Raw genomic sequence first — 23,181 nt, 5'->3', positions numbered from 1 at the left:
CCTTGAGGCGTGTGCCCGGCCACGCGTTCAGGTATGGTCCGCACCGCGCGGGGAGGGCCGGGTGCGTGTCGCGTGGATGGAGCCGAGCAGATGCAGGGCTTCCGCGCTGCTGCTGCCGGGCTCCGCGTGGTAGATGACGAGTTGCTGGCCCGGGGCCTCTCGTACGTCGAATGCCTGGTAGCTGAGGGTGAGAGGGCCGACGTCGGGGTGCTGGAACCGCTTGGCCTCGTGGGTCTTGCCGCGCACGGTGTGGCTTCCCCACAGGCGGGCGAAGTCCGCGCTGTTCTCGGTGAGAGTGTCCACGAGCCCGAGCAGGCGCGGGTTGTCCGGCTCGTAGCCCGCCGCCTGGCGCAGATTCGCCACAGTGGCCTGGGCCGCCCGGTCCCAGTCCTGGTAGAAGGTGCGGCCCGCGGGGTCCGCGAAGGCCATGCGGGCCAGGTTGTCCGTCGGACGGAACGGTGAATAGAGGGCGTCGGCCAGCGCGTTGGTGGCGAGGATGTCCAGGGTCCGGTTGAGCACGAGGGCAGGCGTGTGGGGGTAGCCGTCCATCAGTTGCCGCAACCCGGGGCTGACCTGGTCGGGCACGCGGACGGCGGGGTCGTCGGGCACCGTGCCGGCCAGCCGGTACAGATGGCCCCGGGTGTCGCCGTCGAGGCGCAGTGCACGGCTGAGCGCGTCCAGCACCTGCGCTGAGGGATGGCGCTCCCGGCCTTGTTCCAGGCGGGTGTAGTAGTCGGCGTTGATGCCGGCGAGCACCGCGACCTCCTCGCGGCGCAGCCCGGGAACGCGGCGGGTGCCGTAGCTCGCCATCCCCACCTCTTCGGGCCGTAGCCCCGACCTGCTGCTTCGCAGGAAATCTCCCAGGTCGTTATCAGCCATGACCTCAGGCTACGTGGCGCCTGGACCAGGTGCCTGGGTGTGCCGCACCCAGGCAGAAGGCGTCCTGGTTGACCCGTGGGGCACTGCCCAGACTCGGTGGCGCAGGACAACCCCCACCAACGAGAGGTTTGCCATGACCGCGGATTCGGCCAACGCCCCGGACATCGACGTCGTCGGCATGTGGGTCACCGCAGACGGCCACATCCGCCAGGAGCTGCGTGCGGACAGCCGGTACGACGAGGCACGCGGCAGGCGTGCCAGTGCGTACACCGGCCGCTACTCCGTCACGGGCAGCCATATCGACTACGTCGACGACACCGGCTTCACCGCGACGGGTGATGTACGCAACGGCGTGCTCTACCACGAGCACCTGGTGCTGTACCGCGAGCGGCCCGGCTCTTGACGGACCCGAACCACGGACCCCGAACCACCGAGCCCGGCTCGGGCGACCCCATCGAAAGAGAGAGCAAGAGCATGACACAGGAGGCCAGCGGCCCCCTCTCAGCACAGACCTCACCGGCAGGCGAAGGCCTGACCGGTCTCCGGCCCGCCGGGCCCGCCGGTGCGACGCCCGGCGCGCTCGCCCTGCTGACCCTGTGCGCCGCCCACTTCATGGACGCCATCGACCTGTCCGACGTGGGTGTCGCCCTCCCCGCCATCCAGAACGACCTGGGCATGTCACCGGCGTCCCTGCAGTGGGTGATGTCCGCGTACGCCCTCGGCTACGGCGGGTTCCTGCTGCTGGGCGGCAGGGCGGCCGACCTGCTCGGCCGCCGGCGTACCTTCCTGGCGGCCGTCGGCGTGTTCGCGGTGGTCAGCGTGGCGGGGGCGGTCGCTCCCAGCGGCGGGCTGCTCATCGTGGCCCGGCTGGTCAAGGGCGTGGCCGCCGGGTTCCTCGCCCCGGCGGCACTGTCATTGATCACCACCAACTGGCCGGAGGGCCCCGAGCGCGGCAGAGCCCTGGGCTGGTACGCCACCGCGGGCGCCGGTGGATTCGTCGGCGGCCTGGTGCTCGGCGGTGTGCTCACCGAGGTTTCCTGGCGGCTGGTGTTCGCGCTGCCGGTGCCCATCGCCGTGGCCGCGCTCATCGCGGGAGGCCGTCTGCTGCCGCCGGACCCGCCGCGGGCCGGACGGGGCAGGATCGATGTCGCCGGGGCGCTGACCGTCACCGGCGGGCTTCTCCTGTGTGTCTACGCCATCGCACAGGCGCCGGAGCACGGCTGGACCTCGGTGCGCACCATCGCCCTGTTCGCGGCGACAGCCGTCCTGCTCGCCCTGTTCGTGCGCATCGAGGCCAGGGCCGGCACGCCCCTGGTGCCCCTGTCCTTCCTCACCCGCCGCCAGAGCGTGGGCACCAACCTGACGATCTTCGCGATGTGGGGCGCGTACACCTCCTTCGCGTTCCTCGCCACTCTCTATCTGCAGAATGTGCTGGGCTGGACACCCCTGGAGACGGCCGGTGCCTTTGTCCCCCTCGGCCTGGTCAACGGCGCGGTGGCGCCCTTCGCGGGGCGTCTCGCGGCCCGGTTCGGCACCCACCGCATGATCGCGGCCGGAATGCTGCTGCTGGCCGCGTCGTACGCCATGTTCTTCCGGATCGGACCCGACTCCTCCTTCGTCTCCGTGGTCCTGCCCGTCATGGTCCTCAACGGCCTCGGCACCGCCGCCACGTTCCCCGCCCTGAACATGAGCGCCGTCACCGGTGTACCCGACCGGGACCAGGGCCTCGCCGGGGCGCTGCTCAACACCTCCATGCAGATCGGCGGTGCCGTTGTGCTGGCCGTCGTCACCGCGGTGGCCGACGCCGGTCAGCGGGCGAACGCCACGGATCCGCTGGCCGGATACGTCCCGGCCATCGCGGTCATCGTCGGCTGCGTCCTCGCGGGTCTGGCCGCCACCACGCTCATCCGGAACGCCCGAGCGCACACCACCCTCCCCACCACCGCCGCTTCCCACGGTGGCATCGAAGAAGGACAGCACCATGACGACACCCACTCATCCCACTCATCCCGCTGATTCCTGGGAGTTCACGGGCAGGACCGCCCTGGTCACAGGGGCGGCACGCGGTGTCGGCAAGGAGACCGTCCGGCTTCTGCACAGCCGCGGCGCACGGATCGTCGCCGTCGACCAGCGCCACGAGGTGAGGGAACTGGCCGAGGACTTCCCGGGTGTTCACCCCTTGGTCGGGGACATCACGGAAGAGGCGACCGCCCACCGCGCGGTGCGGGCAGCCGTCGATGCCTTCGGCGGCCTGGACATCCTGGTCAACAACGCCGGGCGCACCCTCAACAAGCCGATCACGGAGACGACGGCGGAGGACTGGGACGCCGTGATGGCGGTCAACGCCAGGGGGTCCTTCCTCGTCTCCCGTGAGGCGTTCCGCGCGATGAGGGAAGGCGGTGGTGGAGCCATCGTGAGCACGGGCTCCTACACATGCACCGTCGCACTGCCCCAGGGCGCCGCGTACAGCGCATCCAAAGGTGCCCTGGCGCAGCTGACCAAGGTCCTGGCCGTCGAAGGCGGGCCGCTGGGCATCCGGGCGAACATCGTGGCCGCGGGAGTGATCGAGACGGACTTCCTCGACACGTTCCGGCCCGACAGCCGTGCGTACCTGGCGTCCTTCGCCGACGCCCAGCCGCTCGGCCGGGTGGCCCAGCCCGAGGAGATCGCCGAAGTGCTCTGTTTCCTCATCTCGCCGCGCTCCAGCTTCATCACGGGCGCGGTGGTCGCGGCGGACGGCGGTTTCACCGCGATCTGAGCGGCGGACCCGCACAGTGGGCGCTTACGCAGCGGCAGCGGCGTAAGCGCCCATCCGCCATTGCGGGGACCGTCCGGTCGGCCCCAATTTCTCTATGTAGTGCTATATGAGGCATGACCGGCATGGTGAATGCGCTCCGCGAACACGAATGGAATGAGCAATTCCGTATAACTCCATTGTGCAACTTGTGACTTGCATCACAAGCTCATCCGCAATGGATCACATTTTCGTATCCCTGTGAAACGATGCATCGGTGCTGGCCTCGACGAAGTAGCCCATCGCGAGACAACACCGATCCACGGGACCGCCCGAATCCAATCGGGTGGCAGTACGGCAAATGACTTCTTCAAGTTTTGGCCAGCCGTAACGGGGAGGCGCCAATGCCAACGATGATTGTTATCGGATATAGACACGATCTCGATCAGGCACTGCGGCGCCGAGACGTGGATCCCTTCTACATCGTCCAGGCGCCCGCGAGCCCGCCGAAGGGCCGGAGGTCCGTTCGGGTCGCCGACATGGAGAACGCCCAGGAGATATTCCGAGCGGCGCTCTCCGCGCGCATTGACGATGTGGCAGGCGTGCTGAGCGTCCATGAAATGGGCGTCTTCGGGGCAACCTATCTGCGGCAGCAGCTGAACCTTCCCGGGAACACGGATTCAAAGACGGCCCTCTACTTCCGGGACAAGTATCTCCAGAAGAGCAAGCTGCCGTCTCGGGTGAAGCGAGCGCGCTGCCGGCATGTGTCCATAGGTACGTCGTTCACCGACCTCGCCGATGACCTGGGAGATGGATTCGTGGTCAAGCCGGCGACCGGAGCCGGCGCTCTCCGTACGAACATCATCCGTTCTCCGGAGGAGTACGCACAGGCCCTGACGCTGTTCTCCGGTCAGTCGGATGTCGAGATCGTCGCCGAGTCCTTCGTGGGCGCCCCCGAGGTCTACCTCGACGGCGTCTGGGAAAACGGAGACCTCGAATGGTCGTCCATGAGCAGCTACCACACCTCACCGCTCACGGCCGCACAGGGCGGGATCCTGTCCGCGTACGTACTGGACAGGAGGCGGCACTCGCCTTTGTTCCAGCAGGCGGAGACGCTCGCGACGGAAGCACTCACCAGCCTGAACGCACCTGATTGCGTATTCCATCTGGAAGCGTTCATGGAAGAAGACGGACTGACCTTCGGCGAGTGCGCCATCCGCCTCCCGGGGGCGCTGTCCCCTCAGGTCAATAAGTTGACCTTCGGCGTCGATCTCTTTGACGTCGAAATCAGTCTCGCGCTGGGGGAGGGGGCGACTGGAGCCCTGCGGGCCCACAGTGCGCCGGAGCGCTTCCACGGATACATTCTGCTGCGCCGCCCCGACGGCTGCAATTTGACCCAAAGGGACTTCGAGCGCAACTTCCTTTTCGATGAGATCGATTACGATTCATCGCCCGATGCGCCGATCGGGCCGTATGGCCGCGTGGGACAGGCCATCTTATCCGACCCGGATGAGCTGAAACTACAGAAGACCATCGAGGACATCGTGCGATTCAACGAGGTCGGCTCCATCTGACCTTCGGGCCAGTCCGGACCGAGCCACCGGCCGGGGGATACCCCGGCACCAACGGAATCGCGTCGTCTCGATCACGCGTGCTGCGGGCGCCCAAGCTCCGCCCGCCCCTGGCCGCGTTCAACCGTGCCCCGCCCAGGATCCGCACCCCCGTCGGCGTCAATGTGCGAACCCGACTCCGGTTGCCTTTCTGCGGCGCTACGCGCCAAAAGCTCCGCTCGCCATGGTTTTCCGTCCCTTCTGATCGGAGGACTTCCCCCATGCCGGATCAACGTCATGCCTCGACACTCCCGCAGCTGCTCGAGCGCGCGGCATCCGACACGACTCGAGGCGTTGTATTCATCGGCGGCCCCTTTCTTTCCTACGCGGAGTTGCGGGAGTGCGCCTGCCGGATTGCGCAGGGGCTGCGCGACCGCGGCACCGCCCCGGGCGACCGGGTACTCATCGCGGCCAACGATCCGGAGCCCTTCTTCCGCGCCTTCTGGGGGTGCGTACTCGCCGGCGCCGTGCCGTGCCCGATCGCACCGCCGGCCGACCCCTCCCGGTGGCACGCTCCGCTGGAGCACCTGCGCACCCTCCTGGGCGACCCCTTGGTGGTCATCTCCAAGACGGCCCACGGAGACCTGCCCGACGTGGGGCTGCGGAGTGTGACGGTCGAGGAGCTGAGTCATGCCGTGGCCGGGCCCGATCAGCATCATGTGGCCGCGCCGGACGATCTCGCCCTGCTGATGCTCACCTCCGGGTCCACCGGATCGAGCAAGGCGGTCAGGCTCACCCACGCCAACCTGCTGGCGGCCCAGGCCGGTAAGGCGGGAGCGCTGGAACTCGGGCCCGACGACACCTCGTTGAACTGGATCTCGGTCGATCACATCGCCGCCATCGAGGCGCATCTGCTGCCGATGTTCAACGGTGCCGGCCAGGTCATGACGACGCCGGCCACGGTGCTGGCGGACCCCGTGGAGTTCCTCCGGCTGCTCACGGCTCATCGGGTGCGCGTGACATTCACCCCCAACTTCCTGTTCGGGCAGATCAACCAGGCCCTCGCCGGGCGGCCCGCCTCGCGGCAGGAGGTGGACCTGTCAGACGTGCGGCACATCATCTCCGGTGGTGAGGCCACCGTGACCGCCACCGTACGGGCGTTCCTGGACATGCTCTCCCGCTATGGGCTGCGCGGAGATGTGATCGTGCCCGCGTTCGGGATGACCGAGACATGTGCGGGCAGCGTGTTCAACCGCGACTTCGCCACCCGTGACCTGGAGACGGAGTTCTCCCCGCTCGGCAGCCCGGTGCGGGGCCTGCGGATTCGCATCACCGACGACGACGGCAAGGTGCTGGCCGCCACCGACCAGCCCGGAACGGCCGAGCCGGGGGAGGTGCAGCTACACGGCCCGATGGTCTCCGACGGCTACTTCGGCAACGACCGGGCCACCGCACACGCGTTCACCCCCGACGGCTGGTTCCGCACCGGAGACCTCGGCCACCTCGACCCCGAGGGCCGGTTGATGCTGGTCGGCCGCACCAAGGACTCCATCATCGTCAGCGGCGTCAACTACTACAGTCACGATCTGGAAGCGGTCCTGGACGAGCTGGACGGGGTGCAGCGCGGACAGGTCGCCGCGTTCCCGATACGCCCCGAGGGGGCCGACACCGAACAGCTCGCCATCGCGTTCGTCCCGGCGGGCGGCACCGTGGACGAGACCGCGGTGTACCGGGCCATCGTGGCGATCCGCAGCTCCACCGTGATGCACTGGGGATTCCGGCCACAGCTCATCCTCCCCGTCACCGAGGACGAGATCCCCCGTGGCAACCTCGGCAAGATCCAGCGGTCGCGGCTGCGCGCGGCCGTCGAGGACGGCAGCCTGGACGAGGCGGCCCGTCGGTCGGACGAGGTGAGCACCCGGTTCCTCGGCGGCCATGTGGCCCCGGAGGGCGACGTCGAGACCGCACTGGCCGCCATCTACGCACGCGTCCTGGACATCAGAACGGTGTCGTCGACCGCCAGCTTCTTCGACCTGGGCGGAACCTCGCTGGACGTGTTGCGGCTCAAGCTGGAGATTCAGACCGCGTTCGGCATCGAGGACGTGCCGATGTCCACGCTCCTGCAGGCCCCGGCCGTACGAGCGCTGGCCGGCCGGCTTACCGCCGGACAGGGTGCCACCGGGGACGCCACCTACGATCCGCTGGTGCCACTGCAGGTCACCGGAGACGGGACGCCCCTCTTCTGCGTCCACCCCGGCCTGGGGGAGGTGCTGGTGTTCGTCAACCTCGCGAAGTACTTCACCGGCGAGCGGCCCTTCTACGCCCTGCGGGCCCGTGGCTTCGGGGAGAGCGAGACCCACTTCGAGTCGTTCGCCGACATGGTCTCCACCTACGTCGAGGCCATCCGGCGGGCGCAGCCCAGCGGCCCGTACGCCGTCGCGGGGTACTCCTACGGCGGGGCGGTGGCGTTCGAGATCGCCAAGCGGTTGGAAGCCGACGGCGACACGGTCGACTTCGTGGGTGTCTTCAACCTGCCGCCGCGGATCTCCGACCGCATGAACGAGATCACCTTCACCGACGGCGCGATCAACCTGGCGCTGTTCCTCGAGCTGATCGACGCCTCCGACATCGAGCGGCTGACCGCCACCCTCCGACCGCTGCCCGAGGCCGATCAACTGGCCTATCTGATCGACCACGCGCCCAAGCGGCGCCTGACCGAACTGGACCTCTCCGTCGAACGGTTCACCGCCTGGGTGCACCTCGCGCAGAGCATGGTGCACCTGGGCCGTACCTACGAACCGTCGGGTTCGGTCGGCCAGGTGAAGGTCTTCTACTGCACCCCGCTGCGCGGCACCAAAGAGGAATGGCTGGAGGGCCAGCTCAGCCACTGGGACGAGTTCACTCGTCGCCCCAACACCTACATCGAGGTCGACGGGGAGCACTACACCCTGATGAGCCCGCAGCATGTGCAGACCTTCCAGGCGACCTTGCGGCAGGAACTGGCCCGGGCGCTCGGCTGAGACGGGCAAAGGCAACCGCTGACACCACCAGGAGCCGCCGATCATGCAAGGCAAGAAGATTCTCATCACCGGTGGGACCGGACAGGTCGCCAGGCCCGTCGCCGAAGCGCTCGCCACCGACAACGAGGTGTGGTGCCTGGGCCGGTTCGGCGACCAAAGCGCCCGCAAGGCCCTCCAGGAACGGGGCGCCCACACCGCCGTCTGGGACATGGCCACCGAGGACCTGGAGGGCTTGCCGCGCGACTTCACCCATGTGCTGCACTCGGCAGTGCACCGGGGCGACGGCAAGGACTTCGAGGAGACCGCGCGCATCAACGCCGTCGGCACCGCACGGTTGATGACACACTGCGCCGCGGCCGAGTCGTTCCTGTACGTCTCGTCCGGGGTGGTCTACAACCGAGCCGATCGGACCCACCGGTACCGGGAGAGCGATCCGCTGGGCGGGGCGGCGCCGTGGCTGCCGACCTACCCCATCGCCAAGATCACCGCCGAAGGGGTGGCGCGCGGTCTGGCCGAAGCACTCGCTCTGCCGACGGTGATAGCCCGCCTCAACATCGCCTACGGCCCGTACGGCCACGGTGGTGTGCCCATGATCCTCTTCAACCAGATGCGCAAGGGGCAGCCCTGCGCGGTGCCCCGCGAGGGGCAGAACTACTGCGACCTGCTGCACACCGATGACGTCGTCCGTCAGGTACCGCTGTTGTGGGACGTGGCGCAGGCGCCCGCGCGGGTCGTGAACTGGGGCGGTGACGAGGCGGTCGGCATGACCGATCTGCTGGAGTACATGTCCGCGCTCACCGGAGTGCCGGTCCAACTGGACCGCGGCGACTACAGCCGGGAAACGGCCACCTTCGACCACGGCGTCCGCCGCGACCTGATCGGGGACTGCTCCGTCGGCTGGAAGACCGGTATCGCCCGCACCGTGGCCGACTTCTTCGAGGAGTACCGCGACCGCATCGATGACTACCTCGACGCGCACGCAGCCGAGACATCCCGGTGACGAAGAGGAGTGGAGAACGAGCATGCGCAGGTCCGCAGATATCGACGCGCTTCAGCAGGTGCTGTCCGCTGCCCTCGGGGCCCGCGAGCCGGTGTGCTCCCTGGCCCAACTAGGCGGGGAAGCGGAGGCGTTCGCCGCCCTGGACCCCGCCGTGCTCGAGCGCCCCACCCTGGTGGGCGGCGGGTCCCCGTACCACCCGACCAGCCCCGCCCCAGCCCCCCACACCCTCGATGAGCTGACCCGCCGCGCCGATGAGCTGAACGTGGCCCAGATCCTGGTGCCCAACGTGCGCCGCAGTGACGACACCGGCGCGCTGCGGGCGGCAGGTCTCGTGCCCCTCGCCACCGAGAGCGAGTGTGTCGTCCGGTTGCCCGGCGAGGTGGACGAGGTCCTACGGGCCCGTGTCGGCGCCGGGCGACTCCACGATCTCCGCCGCCACCACCACGCGGTCTCCTGTGACGTCACCTGGGAGCGGATCCCGCTGACCGAGCTCGGTGGGAATGCGTGGGCGAAAGACGCCTTCGTGGAACTCCACCGGCGCCGGGCGGAGCGCCACGGCGGCCACGACAACCTGTACAACGCCGACGCCCTCGACACCCTCGCACACGGCGCGCTGGCGGACCGCACGGAGATGCTCGTGCGCCGTAGCGAGAAGACCGTCGTCCAGGCCGGACTCATCACCACCTCCCACAACGGCCGGGGGCTCTACTACCTCACCCACGCCATTGACCACGACCATCCCGCCGCGCGGCACAACCTCCACGTCGCGACCTTGTACGAGCTGTACCGCCACGCCCGGAGCTCCGGCCTGGAGTGGGTCCACCTCGGCCGGGGGGATGCCCACCGCATGCGCCCGCTCGGAGCCGATCTGTTCGTCCCCCTCGACCACTGGCTGCGGGCCCCGGGCCTCGCGGCCCCGGCAGCCGAGGGAGCGGAGCAGGCGCTGTCGGAGTTCGCGGCTGCTCCCGTCACGGGCGTACCGGTCCCGGGCCCGGCCCGTTTCCGCCATGTGCCGCGGTTCGACACGATCGACCTGTCCAGCAACACCAGTCCGTTCCTGGGCACCGCGGCCGAGTATCCCCACCTCGATACGGCAGAGCTGGCCGACACCTACCTCACCACGATCTCGACGCTGCCCGGCCACGCCGGTGTCGCTGCGCTGAGCGCGGATCACCTGCTCTTCACCAGCGGCGCGGTCGATGGTGTCATGCTGCTCCTGGCGGCGCTGGCGTCACCCGGCGAGCGCGTCTGCGTCACGCCGCCCACCTTTCCGCTCTACGCCCACTTCGCCCACCTCCTGCGCCTGCCCGTGGTCGACGTGCCGCTGTGCGGTGACGACCTGTCCCGGCTCGACACCGAGCGCATCCTCGCGGCCGATCCACGGGTGACCATCCTGTGCGATCCCAACAACCCCGTGGGGACCAGGCTCGATCCGGAGCAGGTACACGACCTGCTGGTCCGGGGCCGCGGGCTGGTGGTGATCGACGAAGCCTATGTCGAGTTCAGCGAGAAGCCCTCGTACGCCGGGCTGGTCGAGGAACACGGCAACCTCATCGTGCTCAGGACACTCTCCAAGGCATGGGGACTCGCCGCCGCGCGGTGCGGAATCGCCCTGGCCCGGCCCGGCATCGTCGAAGCGCTGCGGCGGGTGCAGGTGCCCTTCGGGTTCACCAACGCCTCCCAGCACGCCGTGCGGGATCGGCTGACCAACGCGCGGCCGGTGCTCGACGGCATTCGGCGCATCCGCGCCGAGCGTGACCGGATGGCCTCGGCGCTCGCCGAACACCCCGCGGTGGACCGGGTGTTCCCTTCCGAGACCAACTTCCTGTTCGTCAGACTGCACAAGCACGAGCGCGTCATGGAGCAGCTTCGGGACGCGGGGATAGTCGTCGCCGACACCGGGCGCGCGATCCCGGACACCTGCCGCATCACCATCGGCGATCGGCGTGCGAACGCCGCCCTGCTCGACGCGCTCTCCTCCGCCGTGTGAGCCACATCGTTTCAGCCGAAAGGATCCGATTCGTGAGTAATGAATCTCGCTCCGGTCTCACCCTGTCGAGCACGGTAGTGGCCGAAGCGTTTGCTCGCTGGAGTCCGGAACTGCGGAAGGAATTCGACAACAATGCCCATAACGGCTGGATCGGCCAGTCGCTGGTGAAGGAGACCGATTCGCTGCGTATCTGGGAGACATCCCTTCAGCCAGGAGAGCGGATTCCCGTCCATCGGCATGTGCTGGACTACTTCTGGATAGCGCTCACAAGCGGCCGGGCCCGCCAGCACTCAGGCGATGGCACCACTCAGGAGATCTCCTATGCCCGAGGACAGTCTCGGCATTTCCGTTGTCCCGATGGGCGATACCACCTTCATGACCTGAAAAACATCGGCGATGAGGTTCTGTCGTTCCTGACCATCGAGACAAAGGGCGGACCGAACGAGCCCATTCAGCTCTGAAAGGCGTAAGGGGTGGTCGGCCCGCGGGAGGGAGTTCCCGCGGGCCGGCCCGCTCAGCTCTGCTTCTTGGTGACCACGAACCGGTCGATGACCAGGCAGTCGATTTCGGTGGCGAGGAAGCACTCCAACGCGTCCCGCGGCGAGCAGACGATGGGCTCACCGGCCACGTTGAACGAGGTGTTGAGGAGGCAGGGCACATCCGTCCGCGCCGTGAAGGCGCGCAACAGCCGAGCGAGCGCGGGATTCTGCCGCTCGTTCACCGTCTGGGCCCGCGCCGTGCCGTCCACGTGACAGGCACCGGGGATCCGCTCCTGGTACTCCTTCCGCACCGGGAAGACGAAGGTCATATAGGGGGACGAGGTCTTCTTGCCCATCTCGAAGACGCGCGGGGCCTCGGATTCGAGGATGACCGGCGCGAACGGGCGGAAGGGCTCTCGGTGTTTCACCCGGAGATTGATGATGTCCTTGATGTCGGGGAAGGATGGATTGGCGAGAATGCTGCGGTTGCCCAGGGCGCGCGGTCCGAACTCCGCCCGGCCCTGGAACCAGCCCACGACGTTCTTCCCGGCCAGCAGCTCCGCCGTCCTGTCGGCGACCGAAGCGGCGTCGGGCTCCTCCTGCCACTCGACGCGGTCCGCGTACTCCGCAAGGGTGTTCAGGACCTGCCGCTCGTCGTACGAAGGCCCCAGGTAGGGGGTGGTGACCGCGTCGGCGGGCCGGTTCCTGAGACCGGCGGCGTACACGGCCGCGCCCATGGCGACCCCCGGGTCGCTGGCACCGAAGCTGACCTCCATACCGGTGAACGGCGACCTCTCCAACATCTTCGTATTGGCCACGCAGTTGAGCGCCAGACCGCCCTCGAAGAGCAGGGTGTCCAGGCTGGAGGCCGCGGTCAGCGTCCGCAGCTGATGAGCGGTGATGGCCTCGACCATGTGCTGGGCGAGCCCGGCGACCTTGACGCGGAAGTCGAACTGCTCACGCTTTTCGCTGTCGCCGCCGAACAGGCTGTCGAACAGCGCGTAGTAGGCCCCCATGTCCCGGGGTGTGGAGATGGTGTACGAGCCGTTCTCGTGCAGCCGCACCACGCGTTCGAGCAGCGGGTTGTGGCGCGGCGGCGGGCCGTACGCCGCCAAGCCCATCACCTTGTACTCGTCGTTGTTCGGTACGAACCCCAGGTAGCGAGTGATCCTCCCGAACGCCACCCCGAGCGAGCTGGTCATGGGGACTGCGCTCTCGTCGAACAGGCGGACCACGCCGTTCCGCAGCTCGCCCATGACGGCGGACAGGGTCTCCGCCCGGCCGTCGCTCACCAGGAAGGCGGCATCACCCCCGCCGGCCAGGTAGGCGCCGCACATGAGATGGGCCAGATGATGGGGCACCAGGGTGAGCTTGTTGGGGTCCAGCTCGTACCCGGTGCGCTGGACGAAGTCGTTGTACACCGCGTCGCGGCCGAGCATGTCGGTGTAGAGCTCGCCTGTGCTGCGCAGCGCGTCGAACTTGGCCGTGACCGGCATGTCGGAGTCGCATATCTCCGAAATCATCTGCTCGGCCACGGTCGGAGAAAACCGCCAGGGGAAAGCGAAAACATCCACCTGGTCGATGTCGACGCCGGCCGAGTTCAGACACCACGCGATTGCTTCCGCCGGAAAATCGGAGGTCTTCTTGACCCGGCTCAGCCGCTCCTCCTCGACCGCCGCAACCAACTCGCCGTCGATCACCAGAGCCGCCGCGGCGTCGTGACCCACCAAGAGATTACGGCCGACACCAGTTGCCCCGTAGAGACGCCCGAAAAGTTCCGCACCTCTGCTGAATCCGTTGTAACCGAGTACGATCACTGGCTCTCAGCCTCCCAAGCACGACAGTCGCGTCAGGAACAACAGGCTACTGGGCCCGCATACTTGAGGGATAGGCGTGATACACAAGCAGATTGCGGATTTCTTTTCCCGGGCCCGACACCCGGGGAGAATTCCCCACCGAATGTCCTGCGGCTCGATATCCGCACAGCGCGCTCTTGGATCTGCGGGGCGGGACTGGCCTGGTTTCCACGTGGTTTGTTCCTCGGGCGCGCCCGGGCCGCGGCTGAACGCGGCCACGGTACGTATGCTTTGGGGCATGTTGAGGTTGGAACGGCTCCGGGCGGACCACGCGCCTGCTCTGCTGGCCTTCGAACGCGAGAACCGCGAGTACTTCGCTCGGTCGATCTCCGACCGCGGGGACGCGTACTTTGCGGAGTTCGCTTCCCTTCTCCGCGCGCGGCTCGCCGAGCAGGACGCCGGAGTGTGTCACTTCCATGTCGTCATGGCCGACCAGGGGGAGTTGGCCGGCCGCGTCAATCTCGTGGACGTCGAGGAAGGCGACGCCGAACTCGGCTACCGGATCGGCGAGCGCGCCGCGGGCCGTGGAGTGGCGACTGCCGCGGTGCAAGAAGTGTGCCGCCTGGCCGCCACGGAGTACCGCCTCGCCACCCTCACCGCGGTCACCACCCTCGACAACGTGGCCTCGAAGACTGTGCTCGAACGTAACGGCTTCACCGCCATGGGGGACGTCACCGTGGCCGGGCGCGCCGGTATGCGCTATCGCCGCAAGCTCGTTGCGGCGCGCTGATTCCACCAGCGGCGCCAGGTGGTGTTGACGAGGAGTCAGGTGGTGGCCAGCAACAGGTCCTCGCCGCTGGACGGACGAAGGCCGTCGGCGCGTTCCGCGAAGTAGCGCTCGGCGAGCGAGGCTCCCGGCACGTGCCGGGCGTCCTGGAAACCGGATTCGCGGGCCAGGGCCAGCATGTCCTGTGGGGTATAGAAGCTGATGAACGGCGTTCCGGCCGCTTGCGCGCCTTCCTTGCTCGCCTTGAGGCCAGGGCGATCGGCGTCATCGAGGAGCTCGGCCGGCAGCATGAAGGTCATGGCGAGTGTCGAGCCGGGTGCGAGTCCGGCGATCTGACGCAGGGTGGCCGCGGTGGCGTCTTCGGTGAGGTACATGGTGACGCCGGTGGAGACGATGACCGCCGGTCGGCCGGAGTCGAAGCCGGCAGCGGTCAGCCGCTCCAGCCAGGACTCGCTCGCCTCGAAGTCGACCGGCACCAGGTGCAGCCAGTCGGGGATGCCGTAGCCGAGCTCGACCAGGCGGTGGCGCTTCCACTCCTGGGGGCCGGGCTGATCGACCTCGAAGAGCTGCAGCCGGGAGGCGACCTCCGGCCTGCGCTGGGCGAAGGTGTCCAGACCGGCTCCCAGGGTGACGTACTGGGTGACGCCGCGGTCGGCCTGCTCGGCGACCAGGTCCTCGATGAAACGGGCGCGGGCCACAATGGCCGCCCGGAACCCGCTGGTGGTGTGCGGATCCATGTCGGGGCGGCGGCGCCAGCCGTCGTCGGGGGCCGCCAGCCGCAGGCCGATCTCGTCGTCGAGCACATGCGGCGGCGGGTCGACCTGGACATGCATCGCCCGCCAGAGAGCGACCCGCACGGCGGTGCTGTCCGGCGCGGTGGTCTGCTCGTCTGCCATGGTCTTCCCTCTCATCCGCTGCCGGCCTCGTTGAATCGCACGATCTCCTCGATCGTCCGCTGCAGCTTCAGCTCATCCTCGTCGGATACGATGGCCTGTCCAACGCGGCCATACGGCCCGACCGGGGCATCAGGTGACGAAGAATACTGGATCTCATCGAAGGTGAAGTGGCGTTCGAAATCTCTCTGCGTCAGATTGCCGCTTTTCGGGCGACGGAGAAGGATGTAGCCGTAGAAGCGATCCGGGTCGCTGCCGTGCAGCGGCTGGGTCACCTCTTCCCCGAGCGCGAGGCTGATTTCGACGTCGAAGAGATCGACGCCGAATGTCAGCTTATTGACCTGAGGGGAGAGCGCACCCGGGAGACGGATGGCGCATTCACCGAAAGTCAGTCCCGAGTCTTCTGTGAACGCTTCCAGGTGGAACACGCAATTCGGTGCGTCGAGGCTTGTGAGTGCCTGCCTGGCGAGCGTCTCCGCTTGCTGGAACAGTGGCGAATACCGCTTTCTGTCCAATATGTGGGCGGCCAGGACGCCGCCCTGTACGGCACTCAGTGGTGATATGTGGTTGCGGCTCATGGACGACCATTGAAGGTCGCCGTTCTTCCAGATGCCGTCTATATAGACTTCCGAGGCGTCTATGAACGACTCGGCGACGATCTCGACATCCGACTGCCCGGAGAACGGCTTCACGGCCTGCGCGTACTCGTACGGGGACCGGACGATGCTCGTGCGAAGGGCGCCGGCGCCGGTCGCCGGCTTGACCACGAAGACGTCCCCCAGATCGTTGGCAAGATCCGTGAAGGACGTACCGATGGGCACATATCGGCAGCGTGCTCGCTTGACCTGCGGCGGCAACTTGCTCTTCTGCAGGTGCTTGTCCCGGAAATAGAGAGTTGCCTTCGAGTCTGTGTTACCGGGAAGGCCCAACTGCTGCCGCAAATAAGCTGCCCCGAAGACGCCCATTTCATGGACGGTCAGCACTCCCGCTACATCGTCAAGATGGGCGGAGAGCACTGCGCGCAATATCTCCTGGGCATTCTCGATGTCGGCAACACACCTGAAGCGTCGGCCCTCTGGTGTGTTCGCCGGAGCCTGCACGATATAGAAGGGGTCCAAGCCTCGGTGCCGCAGCGCCCGGTCCAGACCGTCTCTATGTCCGATGACAATCATCGTCGGCATTCTTGTCTCCCCCGGTTACGGCTGGCCAAAACATTGAAGAAGTGATGCGCCATACCGTCATCCGACGCCAATACGGGTGGCATCATTTCACAGGGGTGCGGAGATGTTACCTGTGAGGTAGATCACAAGTAATCTTTGTGGTGGGTGGCATGGATCGCCCATTTCTTTTCTTCTCACCGGCGAATCATGCGTGGTGTCCGGTGTCCGCCTGGTGCCCGGCGTGGTCCGGGTCGAGACCGGCGTCGGCGGACGCGATGACGGCGCGTTCGGCGTCGATGTCGAGCGAGCGGCACAGCATCAGATAGAGCAGGGACGACACGGCGAGTCCGACCAGCATGGTGACGTCGGCCCCCTTGACCCAGTGCGCGAGCGGCCCCTCCATATCGCCGATCACGGCGAACGGCAGCATCGAGACGAAGCCGACGCCATAGGCGGTGAGCCCGCGCCAGTTCCACCGGCCGTAGATGCCACGGGGGTTGAAGATCTCGCGGATCGAGTAGCGGCCACGCCGCACCACATAGAAGTCGATCAGGTTGACCGCGGTCCACGGTGTGAAGAGGTAGCCGAGGACGATCAGGAAGTCCCCGAAGGTGGTCAGGAAGTCATCGTTGGCACTGAAGGCGAGTGCGGTGGAGACCACGCCGAGGACCACCAGTGTGGCGATACGGGTGCCCAGAGTCAGCGGGATCCGCTTCACCGAGTCGATGCTGGAGAGCAGCGTGAGGCTGCCGCCGTAGAAGTTGAGGGTGCCGATGGTGAACAGCGGAATCACCGACAACAGCAACAGCACGACACCGAAACCGGAAAACAGCTGGTCACCGGCGCTGACCACGGCATCCACCAGGCCCAGCTTCGGGAACAGCCCCGCGGCCACCGCCCCCACCAGCATCATCCACGCGCCACCGAAGCCCGCACCCAGATACGTCCACCAGAACGAGGAGCGCACCCCCACCGTCGGCGGAAGATAGCGGGAGTAGTCCGAGACGTAGATGGACCACGAGAGCTGGTAGACGGCGGCGTGAAAGAGCTGGATCAGAAACGGAGCGAGAGTGAAGGCGCTCAGATCGAGCTGGTCCGCGCTGAAGGGGGCGACCACCACGATGCCCACGGAGAAGACGGCCAGGCCCGCGCCCGTCAGGTAGGTCAGCCACCGGGACGCCTTGTGGATGAAGTCATATCCCACGACGGCGAGCACGATGCCGATCACGGCGTAGGCGATATAGCTGACCGACGGGGGAGTGTCCGCCAAGTGGTCCATCGTCGAGCCGACCAGCACCTGGTTGAAGGCCGTGTAGCCGATGTATGTCACCAATGCCACGATCCACACCAGCAGCGCGCCGACGAACCCGAACTGCGGCCGGGACTGCACCATTTGCGGCAGCCCGAGCTGCGGGCCCTGGGTGGAGTGGAAGGCCATGAAGAAGGTGCCCAGAGCGTTGCCGAGCACGATGGCGATGGCCGTCCAGATCAGGTTGCCGCCGAGCGCCACACCGATCGCGCCGGTGGCGATGGTGGCGAGATGCGCGTCCCCGGCGAACCAGACGGGGAAGAGGTGCCAGACCTTGCCGTGGCGTTCGGCGAGGGGCACGTAGTCGATCGACCGGCTCTCGATGACCGGGCGGTGCCGGGCGCCGCCCGGCACCTCCGGTGCCTCGGTCTCCTTGGTGGTGCTGACTGCCATAACGGGTACTCCTGGGCGCGAGCGTGGATGGGCGTGTGGTTGCGGATCCCCCCTGACGGTCGTGGTCGCGGCGGACCGGTTCAGCCGCTTCGGTTGAGCGCGGCGTACGCGAGCTGCTCCAGCAGCAACGCCGCCTCGCGCGGAGCATCGGTGGCCGCCGTGATCACCTGCTTGGCGACCGAGACGGCGAGCCGCGGCTGCCCGGCCAGCTCCGCGGCGATCTCCACCGCCTTCTCCCGTACGCTGCCCCCTTCCGCGATCTCGCCGATCAGCCCCCAGGCGTACGCCTCCCGCGCCCCGAAGCGGCGGCCGCGCAGCACCAGATCGCGGGTGCGGGCCGGTCCGACCTCCCGCACCAGCCGGGTCACCCCGCCGGAGCTGGGCAGAATGCCGATGCCCACCTCGGGCAGGCCGAAGACCGTGTCCGGGTCGGCCACCCGGATGTCCGCGGCCAGCGCCAGTTCCAGGCCGCCGCCGAGGCAGTAGCCCGACAGGGCCGCCACCGTGGGCTGGGGGAGGGCGGCGAACGACTCGTACACGGCGCCGGACGAGCGGTAGTACTCGGCGATCGTCTCGGGGGTCATCTCGCGCAGCTCGCCGGTGTCCGCCCCGGCCGAGAAGGCGCGGGGCACTCCGGTGACGACCACGGCCCGGCTGGTGCGCACCTCCTGGCTGCGCAGGGCGTCGAGCAGGACGGACTCCAGATGGGTGGAGAGCGCGTTGAGCTTCCGCTCGCGCCGCAGTGTGAGGACGGCGATGTCGTGGTGTTGGCCGGTGCGCTCGATCTCCACGGTGCCGGCGTCGGGGGAGGCGGGGGGTGTTGTGTCGGTGACGGTCATGGCGCTGGTGCTTCTCCTGCCTGGCTGCTTGACGGTCGCTGCCGTGCCACATGTGCGGCGGCGACAGTGGGGTGGTCGGCGGCAGGGGCCGTGGGCGTGGCCGTACGGCCCCTGCCGCCGGATGGTGCCGGTCAGCTCCCGGCGGTGAAGGACAGCAGATCGTCCAGGCCGCGCTTGCCGACCTCGTTGGCGATGACCAGCCGCTGGATCTCGGAGGTGCCCTCCCAGATCCGGTCCACCCGCAGCTCGCGCCAGAGCCGCTCGACCGGCATGTCCCGCATATAGCCGCGGCCGCCGAAGATCTGCACACAGCGGTCGACGATCCGGTTGGACGCCTCGGAGGCGGCGAGCTTGGCGGTGGCGGCCTTGGCGTGCAGGGTCTTGCGGTCGCCACCCTGGTCGAACTCCCAGGCCACCTGGTGGGTGAAGGCGCGGTTGGTGGCGATCTCGGTCACCGAGTCGGCGATCATGCCCTGGATGAGCTGACGGTTCATCAGCACATCCCCGCCCTGCTCACGCTCCTTGGCCCAGTCCACGGCCAGCCGCAGCGCGCGCTCGGCGGCGCCGATGGTGCGGGCGGCGATCATCAGCCGCTCCTCGGTGAACCAGTCGCGGGTCAGGTCGTACCCCTCGCCGATCCTGCCGAGGACGGCGTCCTGGCCGACCCGGACGTCCTGGAAGAGGAACTCGGGGTGTTCGTAGACGAAGGTGTGGGTGTAGCGGGGGGTGCGCTTGACGGAGACGCCGGGAGTGTCCTTGTCGACGAGGAACATCGTCGGCTCGTTGTCCGGCCGCACATAGGCGAGGACGATGAGGAAGTCCGCCGCGTCGCCGACGGTCACAAACCACTTCTCGCCGTTGAGGACATAGCCGTCGCCGTCCCGGGTGGCCGTGGTGCGGATGCCGGAGGGGTCGGAGCCGGCGTGTTCCTCGGTGATGGCCACCGCGTCGCGGCGGCGGCCCTCGATGTCCGGGACGAGGTAGCGCTCGCGCTGCTCGGGAGTGCAGGCGCTGAGGCAGTTGGCGGGACGCCACACCGCGTCCCACAGGGCGTTGGTGAGCTTCCCCAACTCGTCCTGGACGACGACCTGTTCCAGGATGGTGAGGCCCGCGCCGCCCCAGTCGGCGGGCATGTTGATGGCCTGCAGGCCATGGGCGAGCACCTCGTCGCGGATGACGGCGTGGGCTTCGGGCGGCAGACCGTTGTTGGCCTCGCACTCGTCCTCGAACTGCATGATCTTGCCGGTCAGGCTGGCGGCACGCTGCTTCAGCTCGGCCAGACGGGGGCTGAGGGCGAATTCCACGGTGTTCCTCCTGTTGATGTGGCGCGCGCGAGTTGATGTGGCGCGAGCGAGCGCTCTTACGTGTGGGTGTCAGCCGGTGGCTGTCGGCCGTATGGGTGTCAGCCCAGGACGATGCGGGCGTCCAGGCCCTGGCATCCGCGCGGCGTGGCGAGCAGCGGGTTGACTTCCAGCTCGGCGATCTCCGGATGGGCCGCCGCCACTTCGGTGATGACGGCGATGGTGTGGGCGAGTGCGTCGAGGTCGACGGCGGGGCGGCCACGCACGCCGTGCAGCAGGGCCGCGGAGCGCAGCCGGCCCAGGAGTTCACGGGCCTGACCGGGGGTGAGCGGGGCGAGCGCGAAGGCCACATCGCGCAGCACCTCGGTGGTGACCCCGCCGAGGCCGAGCATGGTGACCGGCCCGAACCGGGGGTCGTGCCGGACACCGACGATCAATTCGACACCATCGCGCAGATCCGCCATGGCCTCGACGCAGTACCCCGGCGGAGACAGTCGCTCGGCCATGTCGGCGACGGCACAACGGACCGCCGCATCGCCTTCCAGCCGGAGAGCGACACCACCGGAGTCGGACTTGTGCAGCAGGCCGAGCGCCTTGACCACGACCCTGCCGCCGATCTCGCGGGCCGCCTCCACCGCCTCGTCCACGGTCGTGACCAGGCGCGCCGCCGGGAAGTGCGCACCCGCGGCGCGGATCAGCTCGCGTGCGCTCCAGTAGCCGTCGTCCGCCACCGGCGGCAGCGGGTCGGGCAAGGGCCGCAGCGCGGGGTCGGCGGCGGTGCGCCGGGCCAGCATCCCGAGGCTTCGTGCCGCTTCCTCGATGGCACGGAAGACGGGGACACCGCGTCGCTGCAGTTCCTCGGCGGCGTCGCTGTAGGGATACATGGTGTGAACGGCCACCGGTTTGCAGCGGTCGCGTACCAGCTCGCCCATCTCGGCGGCGGTCTCGATCTCGGCGGCGGCCAGGGCGGCGCTGTACTCGCCGTAGCCGCCGAAGTAGCCGGTGATCAGGACCGAGTCGGTGTCCGGCGCGTCGAGCAGATCGCCCAGCACCCGGGCGAAGGAGGTGACGTCCCGCTCACCCATGCCCGCGAGGTCCACCGGGTTGCCCACCCCCGCCGACGGCGTCAGATGGCCGCGCAGCAGCCGCGACAGCTCGGGATCGAACTCCGGTACGGACAACCCGTACTGCTCGGCCAGGTCACAGGCGACCGAGGCATGGCCGCCGCCGTCGGCGAGCACCGCCACTCTGCGGGCGGGGGCCGCGCCGAACAGATGCAGCGCCTCCAGCAGGCTGGCCATCTGACGGGGGCTGGCCACCCGGTCGATCCCGGCGGCCCGGCAGGCCGCGTCGATCACCGAGCTGTCGCTGACCAGCGCCCCGGTGTGCGACTTGGCCCCGCGTACGGACGCCTCGCTGGCGCCGACGGTGAGCAGCACCACGGGCTTGCCCATCGTGGTGGCCTCGGCAGCCGCCGCCACGAAGTCGCGGCCGTCCCCGAAGTCCTCGCTGTACACCGCGATCAGCTTGGTCTCCGGGTGCACGGTGTACGCACGGATGAGGTCGGCGACGGTGATGTCGGCCTGGTTGCCGAGGGAGGCGAAGCGGGAGAAGCCGAGCCCCCGCTCGGCCAGGATCCGGCTGAGTTCCAGGGCCATGTTGCCGCTCTGCGAGATCAGGCCCACCGGGCCGGGCGGCAGCGGATTGGAGGACAGATACAGTTCGCTGCCGCTGTCCAGGACCCCCAGGCAGTTGGGGCCCAGTAGGACGGCGCCCGCCTCGCGCACCCGCCGGGCCAGCGCCGTCTGCCGCGCCTCACCCTCCGTGCCGAGTTCCGCGAAACCCGCGGTGATGCCGACGATGGCCCGCGCCCCGGCGGCGAGCGCGTCCTCGACAGCCGACTCGAAGCCGGCCGCCGGGACGGCGATCACCGCGAGGTCGGCGCGCTGGGGGAGTGCGGCCATGGAGCGGTAGGCGCGCTCGCCGAGCACCGGTTCACCACGGCGGTTGATCAGGTATACCGGGCGGCGCTGTCGCATGCGCAGGGCCTGCACACTGATCCAGTTGCCCCATTTGGTCTGGTCGTTGCTGGCTCCGACGATGGCGACCGCGTTCGGCGAGAACAGCGGTCCGAGGTCGCGTTCCGGAACGCGCCGCTCAGTGGCCGAGAGGGTCATGGGTGATCCTTAGGGGACGAGTCCGGCGTGGTGAGGTCGGGTTCCGGCGCGGCGAGGGCGGGAACGGGGTGCCCGGCACCCCAGGCGTCCGCTCCGCCGTCGACCACAACGGTGGTGCCGGTGATGTAGGAGCCCTGCGGGGAGGCGAGGAAGGAGATGAGGCCGGAGACGTCCTCGGGCCGGCCGAGCCTGCCCAGCGGCACCGACCTCTCCCAGCGTTCCCGGTCCTGTGGGGTGTAGTGGTCGTCCAGACCCCCAGTGGCGATGGTGCCGGGGGCCACGCACACGGTGCGGATGCCGTACCGGCTCCACTCCAGGCTGAGCCCGGCCGCCAGGTTCTCCACCGCGGCCCGCGCGGAGGCGGCATGGGCGAAGCCGGAAATGCCGCGGCGCGGAGAGAAGGCGAGGAAGAACACGGCGCCGGAGCGCTGCGGAATCATCGACCGGCGGGCGACCTCGCGGGTCATCGCCCAGGTGGCGTCGACGGCGAGCCGGTGCACGGCCCGCCAGCCGCCCGGGCTGATCTCCTCGGCGGGCGCCGAGAACTGCCCGCCCGCGTTGTTGACCAGGACATCGATGCGGCCGAAGGCCTCGAGTGCGTGGCCGACGACCGTGGTGGCGCTGCCCTCCTCGCGGATGTCCGCGGACACCGTGACGCAGGAGCCGCCGAGGGCCTCGATCTCATCGGCCACCTCGGCCAGGGGCTCCGGGCGGCGCCCGCAGATCACGACGCGCGCCCCACCTGCGGCCAGGTCCAGTGCGGTGGCCCGGCCGATGCCGGTGCCTCCGCCGGTCACCAGCGCGACCTTGCCGGTGTGGATATCCGGCCGTAGCCCGCTGCCCGGCGGCACGGGTTGATCAGTCCGCACAGAGC

At 68.5% G+C, this 23,181-nt stretch carries 18 protein-coding genes; 9 read left to right on the top strand and 9 right to left on the bottom strand.

The genetic code is table 11. The features are described from left to right. Nucleotides 1-27 precede the first annotated feature (27 nt). Nucleotides 28-879, bottom strand: coding sequence for a helix-turn-helix transcriptional regulator (locus tag STRVI_RS22605; RefSeq protein WP_014057955.1), 852 nt, complete (start codon nucleotides 877-879; stop codon nucleotides 28-30). Between the two features lie 133 nt (nucleotides 880-1,012). On the opposite strand from STRVI_RS22605, the gene STRVI_RS22600 reads away from it, so the two are divergent. The 8 genes from STRVI_RS22600 to STRVI_RS48365 all read left to right on the top strand — a co-directional run bounded on the left by STRVI_RS22600 (nucleotide 1,013) and on the right by STRVI_RS48365 (nucleotide 11,634). Further along, complete coding sequence (locus tag STRVI_RS22600) at nucleotides 1,013-1,282, top strand: Atu4866 domain-containing protein (protein WP_014057954.1); 270 nt, start codon at nucleotides 1,013-1,015, stop codon at nucleotides 1,280-1,282. A gap of 71 nt (nucleotides 1,283-1,353) precedes the next feature. Next, a complete protein-coding gene (locus tag STRVI_RS22595) occupies nucleotides 1,354-2,895 on the top strand; it encodes an MFS transporter (protein ID WP_106685702.1) in 1,542 nt (513 codons plus the stop codon). After that, nucleotides 2,861-3,637 (top strand): SDR family NAD(P)-dependent oxidoreductase, encoded by a 777-nt coding sequence (locus STRVI_RS22590; protein WP_014057952.1) that lies wholly within the window; start codon nucleotides 2,861-2,863, stop codon nucleotides 3,635-3,637. Before STRVI_RS22595 ends, STRVI_RS22590 begins: the two co-directional genes overlap by 35 nt. Before the next feature lie 380 nt (nucleotides 3,638-4,017). Next, nucleotides 4,018-5,187, top strand: a complete 1,170-nt coding sequence (locus tag STRVI_RS22585; RefSeq protein WP_014057951.1) for an ATP-grasp domain-containing protein — start codon at nucleotides 4,018-4,020, stop codon at nucleotides 5,185-5,187. A gap of 257 nt (nucleotides 5,188-5,444) precedes the next feature. Then, complete coding sequence (locus STRVI_RS22580) at nucleotides 5,445-8,183, top strand: non-ribosomal peptide synthetase (RefSeq protein ID WP_014057950.1); 2,739 nt, start codon at nucleotides 5,445-5,447, stop codon at nucleotides 8,181-8,183. Nucleotides 8,184-8,226: 43 nt separating this feature from the next. After that, nucleotides 8,227-9,183 (top strand): NAD-dependent epimerase/dehydratase family protein, encoded by a 957-nt coding sequence (locus tag STRVI_RS22575; RefSeq protein ID WP_014057949.1) that lies wholly within the window; start codon nucleotides 8,227-8,229, stop codon nucleotides 9,181-9,183. A 22-nt stretch (nucleotides 9,184-9,205) separates the two neighbouring features. Then, nucleotides 9,206-11,173: an aminotransferase class I/II-fold pyridoxal phosphate-dependent enzyme gene (locus STRVI_RS22570; protein WP_014057948.1), complete on the top strand. Its 1,968-nt coding sequence runs from the start codon at nucleotides 9,206-9,208 to the stop codon at nucleotides 11,171-11,173. Nucleotides 11,174-11,205: 32 nt separating this feature from the next. After that, nucleotides 11,206-11,634 (top strand): hypothetical protein, encoded by a 429-nt coding sequence (locus STRVI_RS48365; protein ID WP_014057947.1) that lies wholly within the window; start codon nucleotides 11,206-11,208, stop codon nucleotides 11,632-11,634. 53 nt (nucleotides 11,635-11,687) lie between these two features. Here STRVI_RS48365 and STRVI_RS22565 read toward each other — a convergent pair whose 3' ends face one another. Continuing rightward, nucleotides 11,688-13,469, bottom strand: coding sequence for a carbamoyltransferase family protein (locus STRVI_RS22565; RefSeq protein ID WP_014057946.1), 1,782 nt, complete (start codon nucleotides 13,467-13,469; stop codon nucleotides 11,688-11,690). A gap of 277 nt (nucleotides 13,470-13,746) precedes the next feature. Between STRVI_RS22565 and STRVI_RS22560 the strand changes: the two genes are divergently transcribed. Next, nucleotides 13,747-14,238, top strand: coding sequence for a GNAT family N-acetyltransferase (locus STRVI_RS22560; RefSeq protein WP_043236357.1), 492 nt, complete (start codon nucleotides 13,747-13,749; stop codon nucleotides 14,236-14,238). A 35-nt stretch (nucleotides 14,239-14,273) separates the two neighbouring features. On the opposite strand, the gene STRVI_RS22555 is transcribed toward STRVI_RS22560, so the two are convergent. The 7 genes from STRVI_RS22555 to STRVI_RS22525 all read right to left on the bottom strand — a co-directional run bounded on the left by STRVI_RS22555 (nucleotide 14,274) and on the right by STRVI_RS22525 (nucleotide 23,176). Continuing rightward, nucleotides 14,274-15,131, bottom strand: a complete 858-nt coding sequence (locus tag STRVI_RS22555; RefSeq protein WP_014057944.1) for a class I SAM-dependent methyltransferase — start codon at nucleotides 15,129-15,131, stop codon at nucleotides 14,274-14,276. A gap of 11 nt (nucleotides 15,132-15,142) precedes the next feature. Further along, entirely contained in the window at nucleotides 15,143-16,309 is a 1,167-nt protein-coding gene (locus STRVI_RS22550) for an ATP-grasp domain-containing protein (RefSeq protein ID WP_014057943.1), read from the bottom strand. A gap of 184 nt (nucleotides 16,310-16,493) precedes the next feature. Beyond that, a complete protein-coding gene (locus STRVI_RS22545; protein ID WP_014057942.1) occupies nucleotides 16,494-17,990 on the bottom strand; it encodes a purine-cytosine permease family protein in 1,497 nt (498 codons plus the stop codon). 80 nt (nucleotides 17,991-18,070) lie between these two features. After that, on the bottom strand, nucleotides 18,071-18,829 hold the full coding sequence (locus STRVI_RS22540) for an enoyl-CoA hydratase/isomerase family protein (RefSeq protein WP_014057941.1): 759 nt from the start codon (nucleotides 18,827-18,829) through the stop codon (nucleotides 18,071-18,073). 131 nt (nucleotides 18,830-18,960) lie between these two features. Then, nucleotides 18,961-20,133: an acyl-CoA dehydrogenase family protein gene (locus tag STRVI_RS22535; RefSeq protein ID WP_014057940.1), complete on the bottom strand. Its 1,173-nt coding sequence runs from the start codon at nucleotides 20,131-20,133 to the stop codon at nucleotides 18,961-18,963. A 98-nt stretch (nucleotides 20,134-20,231) separates the two neighbouring features. Next, the gene (locus STRVI_RS22530) at nucleotides 20,232-22,307 is read right to left on the bottom strand and encodes an acetate--CoA ligase family protein (protein ID WP_014057939.1); all 2,076 of its coding nucleotides are present in this window, start codon (nucleotides 22,305-22,307) and stop codon (nucleotides 20,232-20,234) included. Next, a complete protein-coding gene (locus tag STRVI_RS22525) occupies nucleotides 22,304-23,176 on the bottom strand; it encodes an SDR family NAD(P)-dependent oxidoreductase (RefSeq protein ID WP_014057938.1) in 873 nt (290 codons plus the stop codon). The genes STRVI_RS22530 and STRVI_RS22525 overlap by 4 nt, the downstream gene beginning before the upstream one ends. Nucleotides 23,177-23,181: the final 5 nt, after the last annotated feature.

Source organism: Streptomyces violaceusniger Tu 4113, assembly GCF_000147815.2.
In the GTDB taxonomy this organism is placed as follows: Bacteria; Actinomycetota; Actinomycetes; order Streptomycetales; family Streptomycetaceae; genus Streptomyces; species Streptomyces violaceusniger_A.
The sequence above is the reverse complement of the archived record's forward strand: the minus strand, read 5'-3'. Positions and strand labels throughout refer to the sequence as shown.

Excerpts from the sequence above, each read along its gene's own strand:
- STRVI_RS22570 (WP_014057948.1), top strand. The coding sequence starts at position 9,206 with ATGCGCAGGTCCGCAGATATCGACGCGCTTCAGCAGGTGCTGTCCGCT.
- STRVI_RS22600 (WP_014057954.1), top strand. The coding sequence starts at position 1,013 with ATGACCGCGGATTCGGCCAACGCCCCGGACATCGACGTCGTCGGCATG.
- STRVI_RS22555 (WP_014057944.1), bottom strand. The coding sequence starts at position 15,131 with ATGGCAGACGAGCAGACCACCGCGCCGGACAGCACCGCCGTGCGGGTC.
- STRVI_RS22580 (WP_014057950.1), top strand. The coding sequence starts at position 5,445 with ATGCCGGATCAACGTCATGCCTCGACACTCCCGCAGCTGCTCGAGCGC.
- STRVI_RS22595 (WP_106685702.1), top strand. The coding sequence starts at position 1,354 with ATGACACAGGAGGCCAGCGGCCCCCTCTCAGCACAGACCTCACCGGCA.
- STRVI_RS22550 (WP_014057943.1), bottom strand. The coding sequence starts at position 16,309 with ATGCCGACGATGATTGTCATCGGACATAGAGACGGTCTGGACCGGGCG.
- STRVI_RS22585 (WP_014057951.1), top strand. The coding sequence starts at position 4,018 with ATGCCAACGATGATTGTTATCGGATATAGACACGATCTCGATCAGGCA.
- STRVI_RS22590 (WP_014057952.1), top strand. The coding sequence starts at position 2,861 with ATGACGACACCCACTCATCCCACTCATCCCGCTGATTCCTGGGAGTTC.
- STRVI_RS22545 (WP_014057942.1), bottom strand. The coding sequence starts at position 17,990 with ATGGCAGTCAGCACCACCAAGGAGACCGAGGCACCGGAGGTGCCGGGC.
- STRVI_RS22605 (WP_014057955.1), bottom strand. The coding sequence starts at position 879 with ATGGCTGATAACGACCTGGGAGATTTCCTGCGAAGCAGCAGGTCGGGG.
- STRVI_RS22530 (WP_014057939.1), bottom strand. The coding sequence starts at position 22,307 with ATGACCCTCTCGGCCACTGAGCGGCGCGTTCCGGAACGCGACCTCGGA.
- STRVI_RS22540 (WP_014057941.1), bottom strand. The coding sequence starts at position 18,829 with ATGACCGTCACCGACACAACACCCCCCGCCTCCCCCGACGCCGGCACC.
- STRVI_RS22560 (WP_043236357.1), top strand. The coding sequence starts at position 13,747 with ATGTTGAGGTTGGAACGGCTCCGGGCGGACCACGCGCCTGCTCTGCTG.
- STRVI_RS22575 (WP_014057949.1), top strand. The coding sequence starts at position 8,227 with ATGCAAGGCAAGAAGATTCTCATCACCGGTGGGACCGGACAGGTCGCC.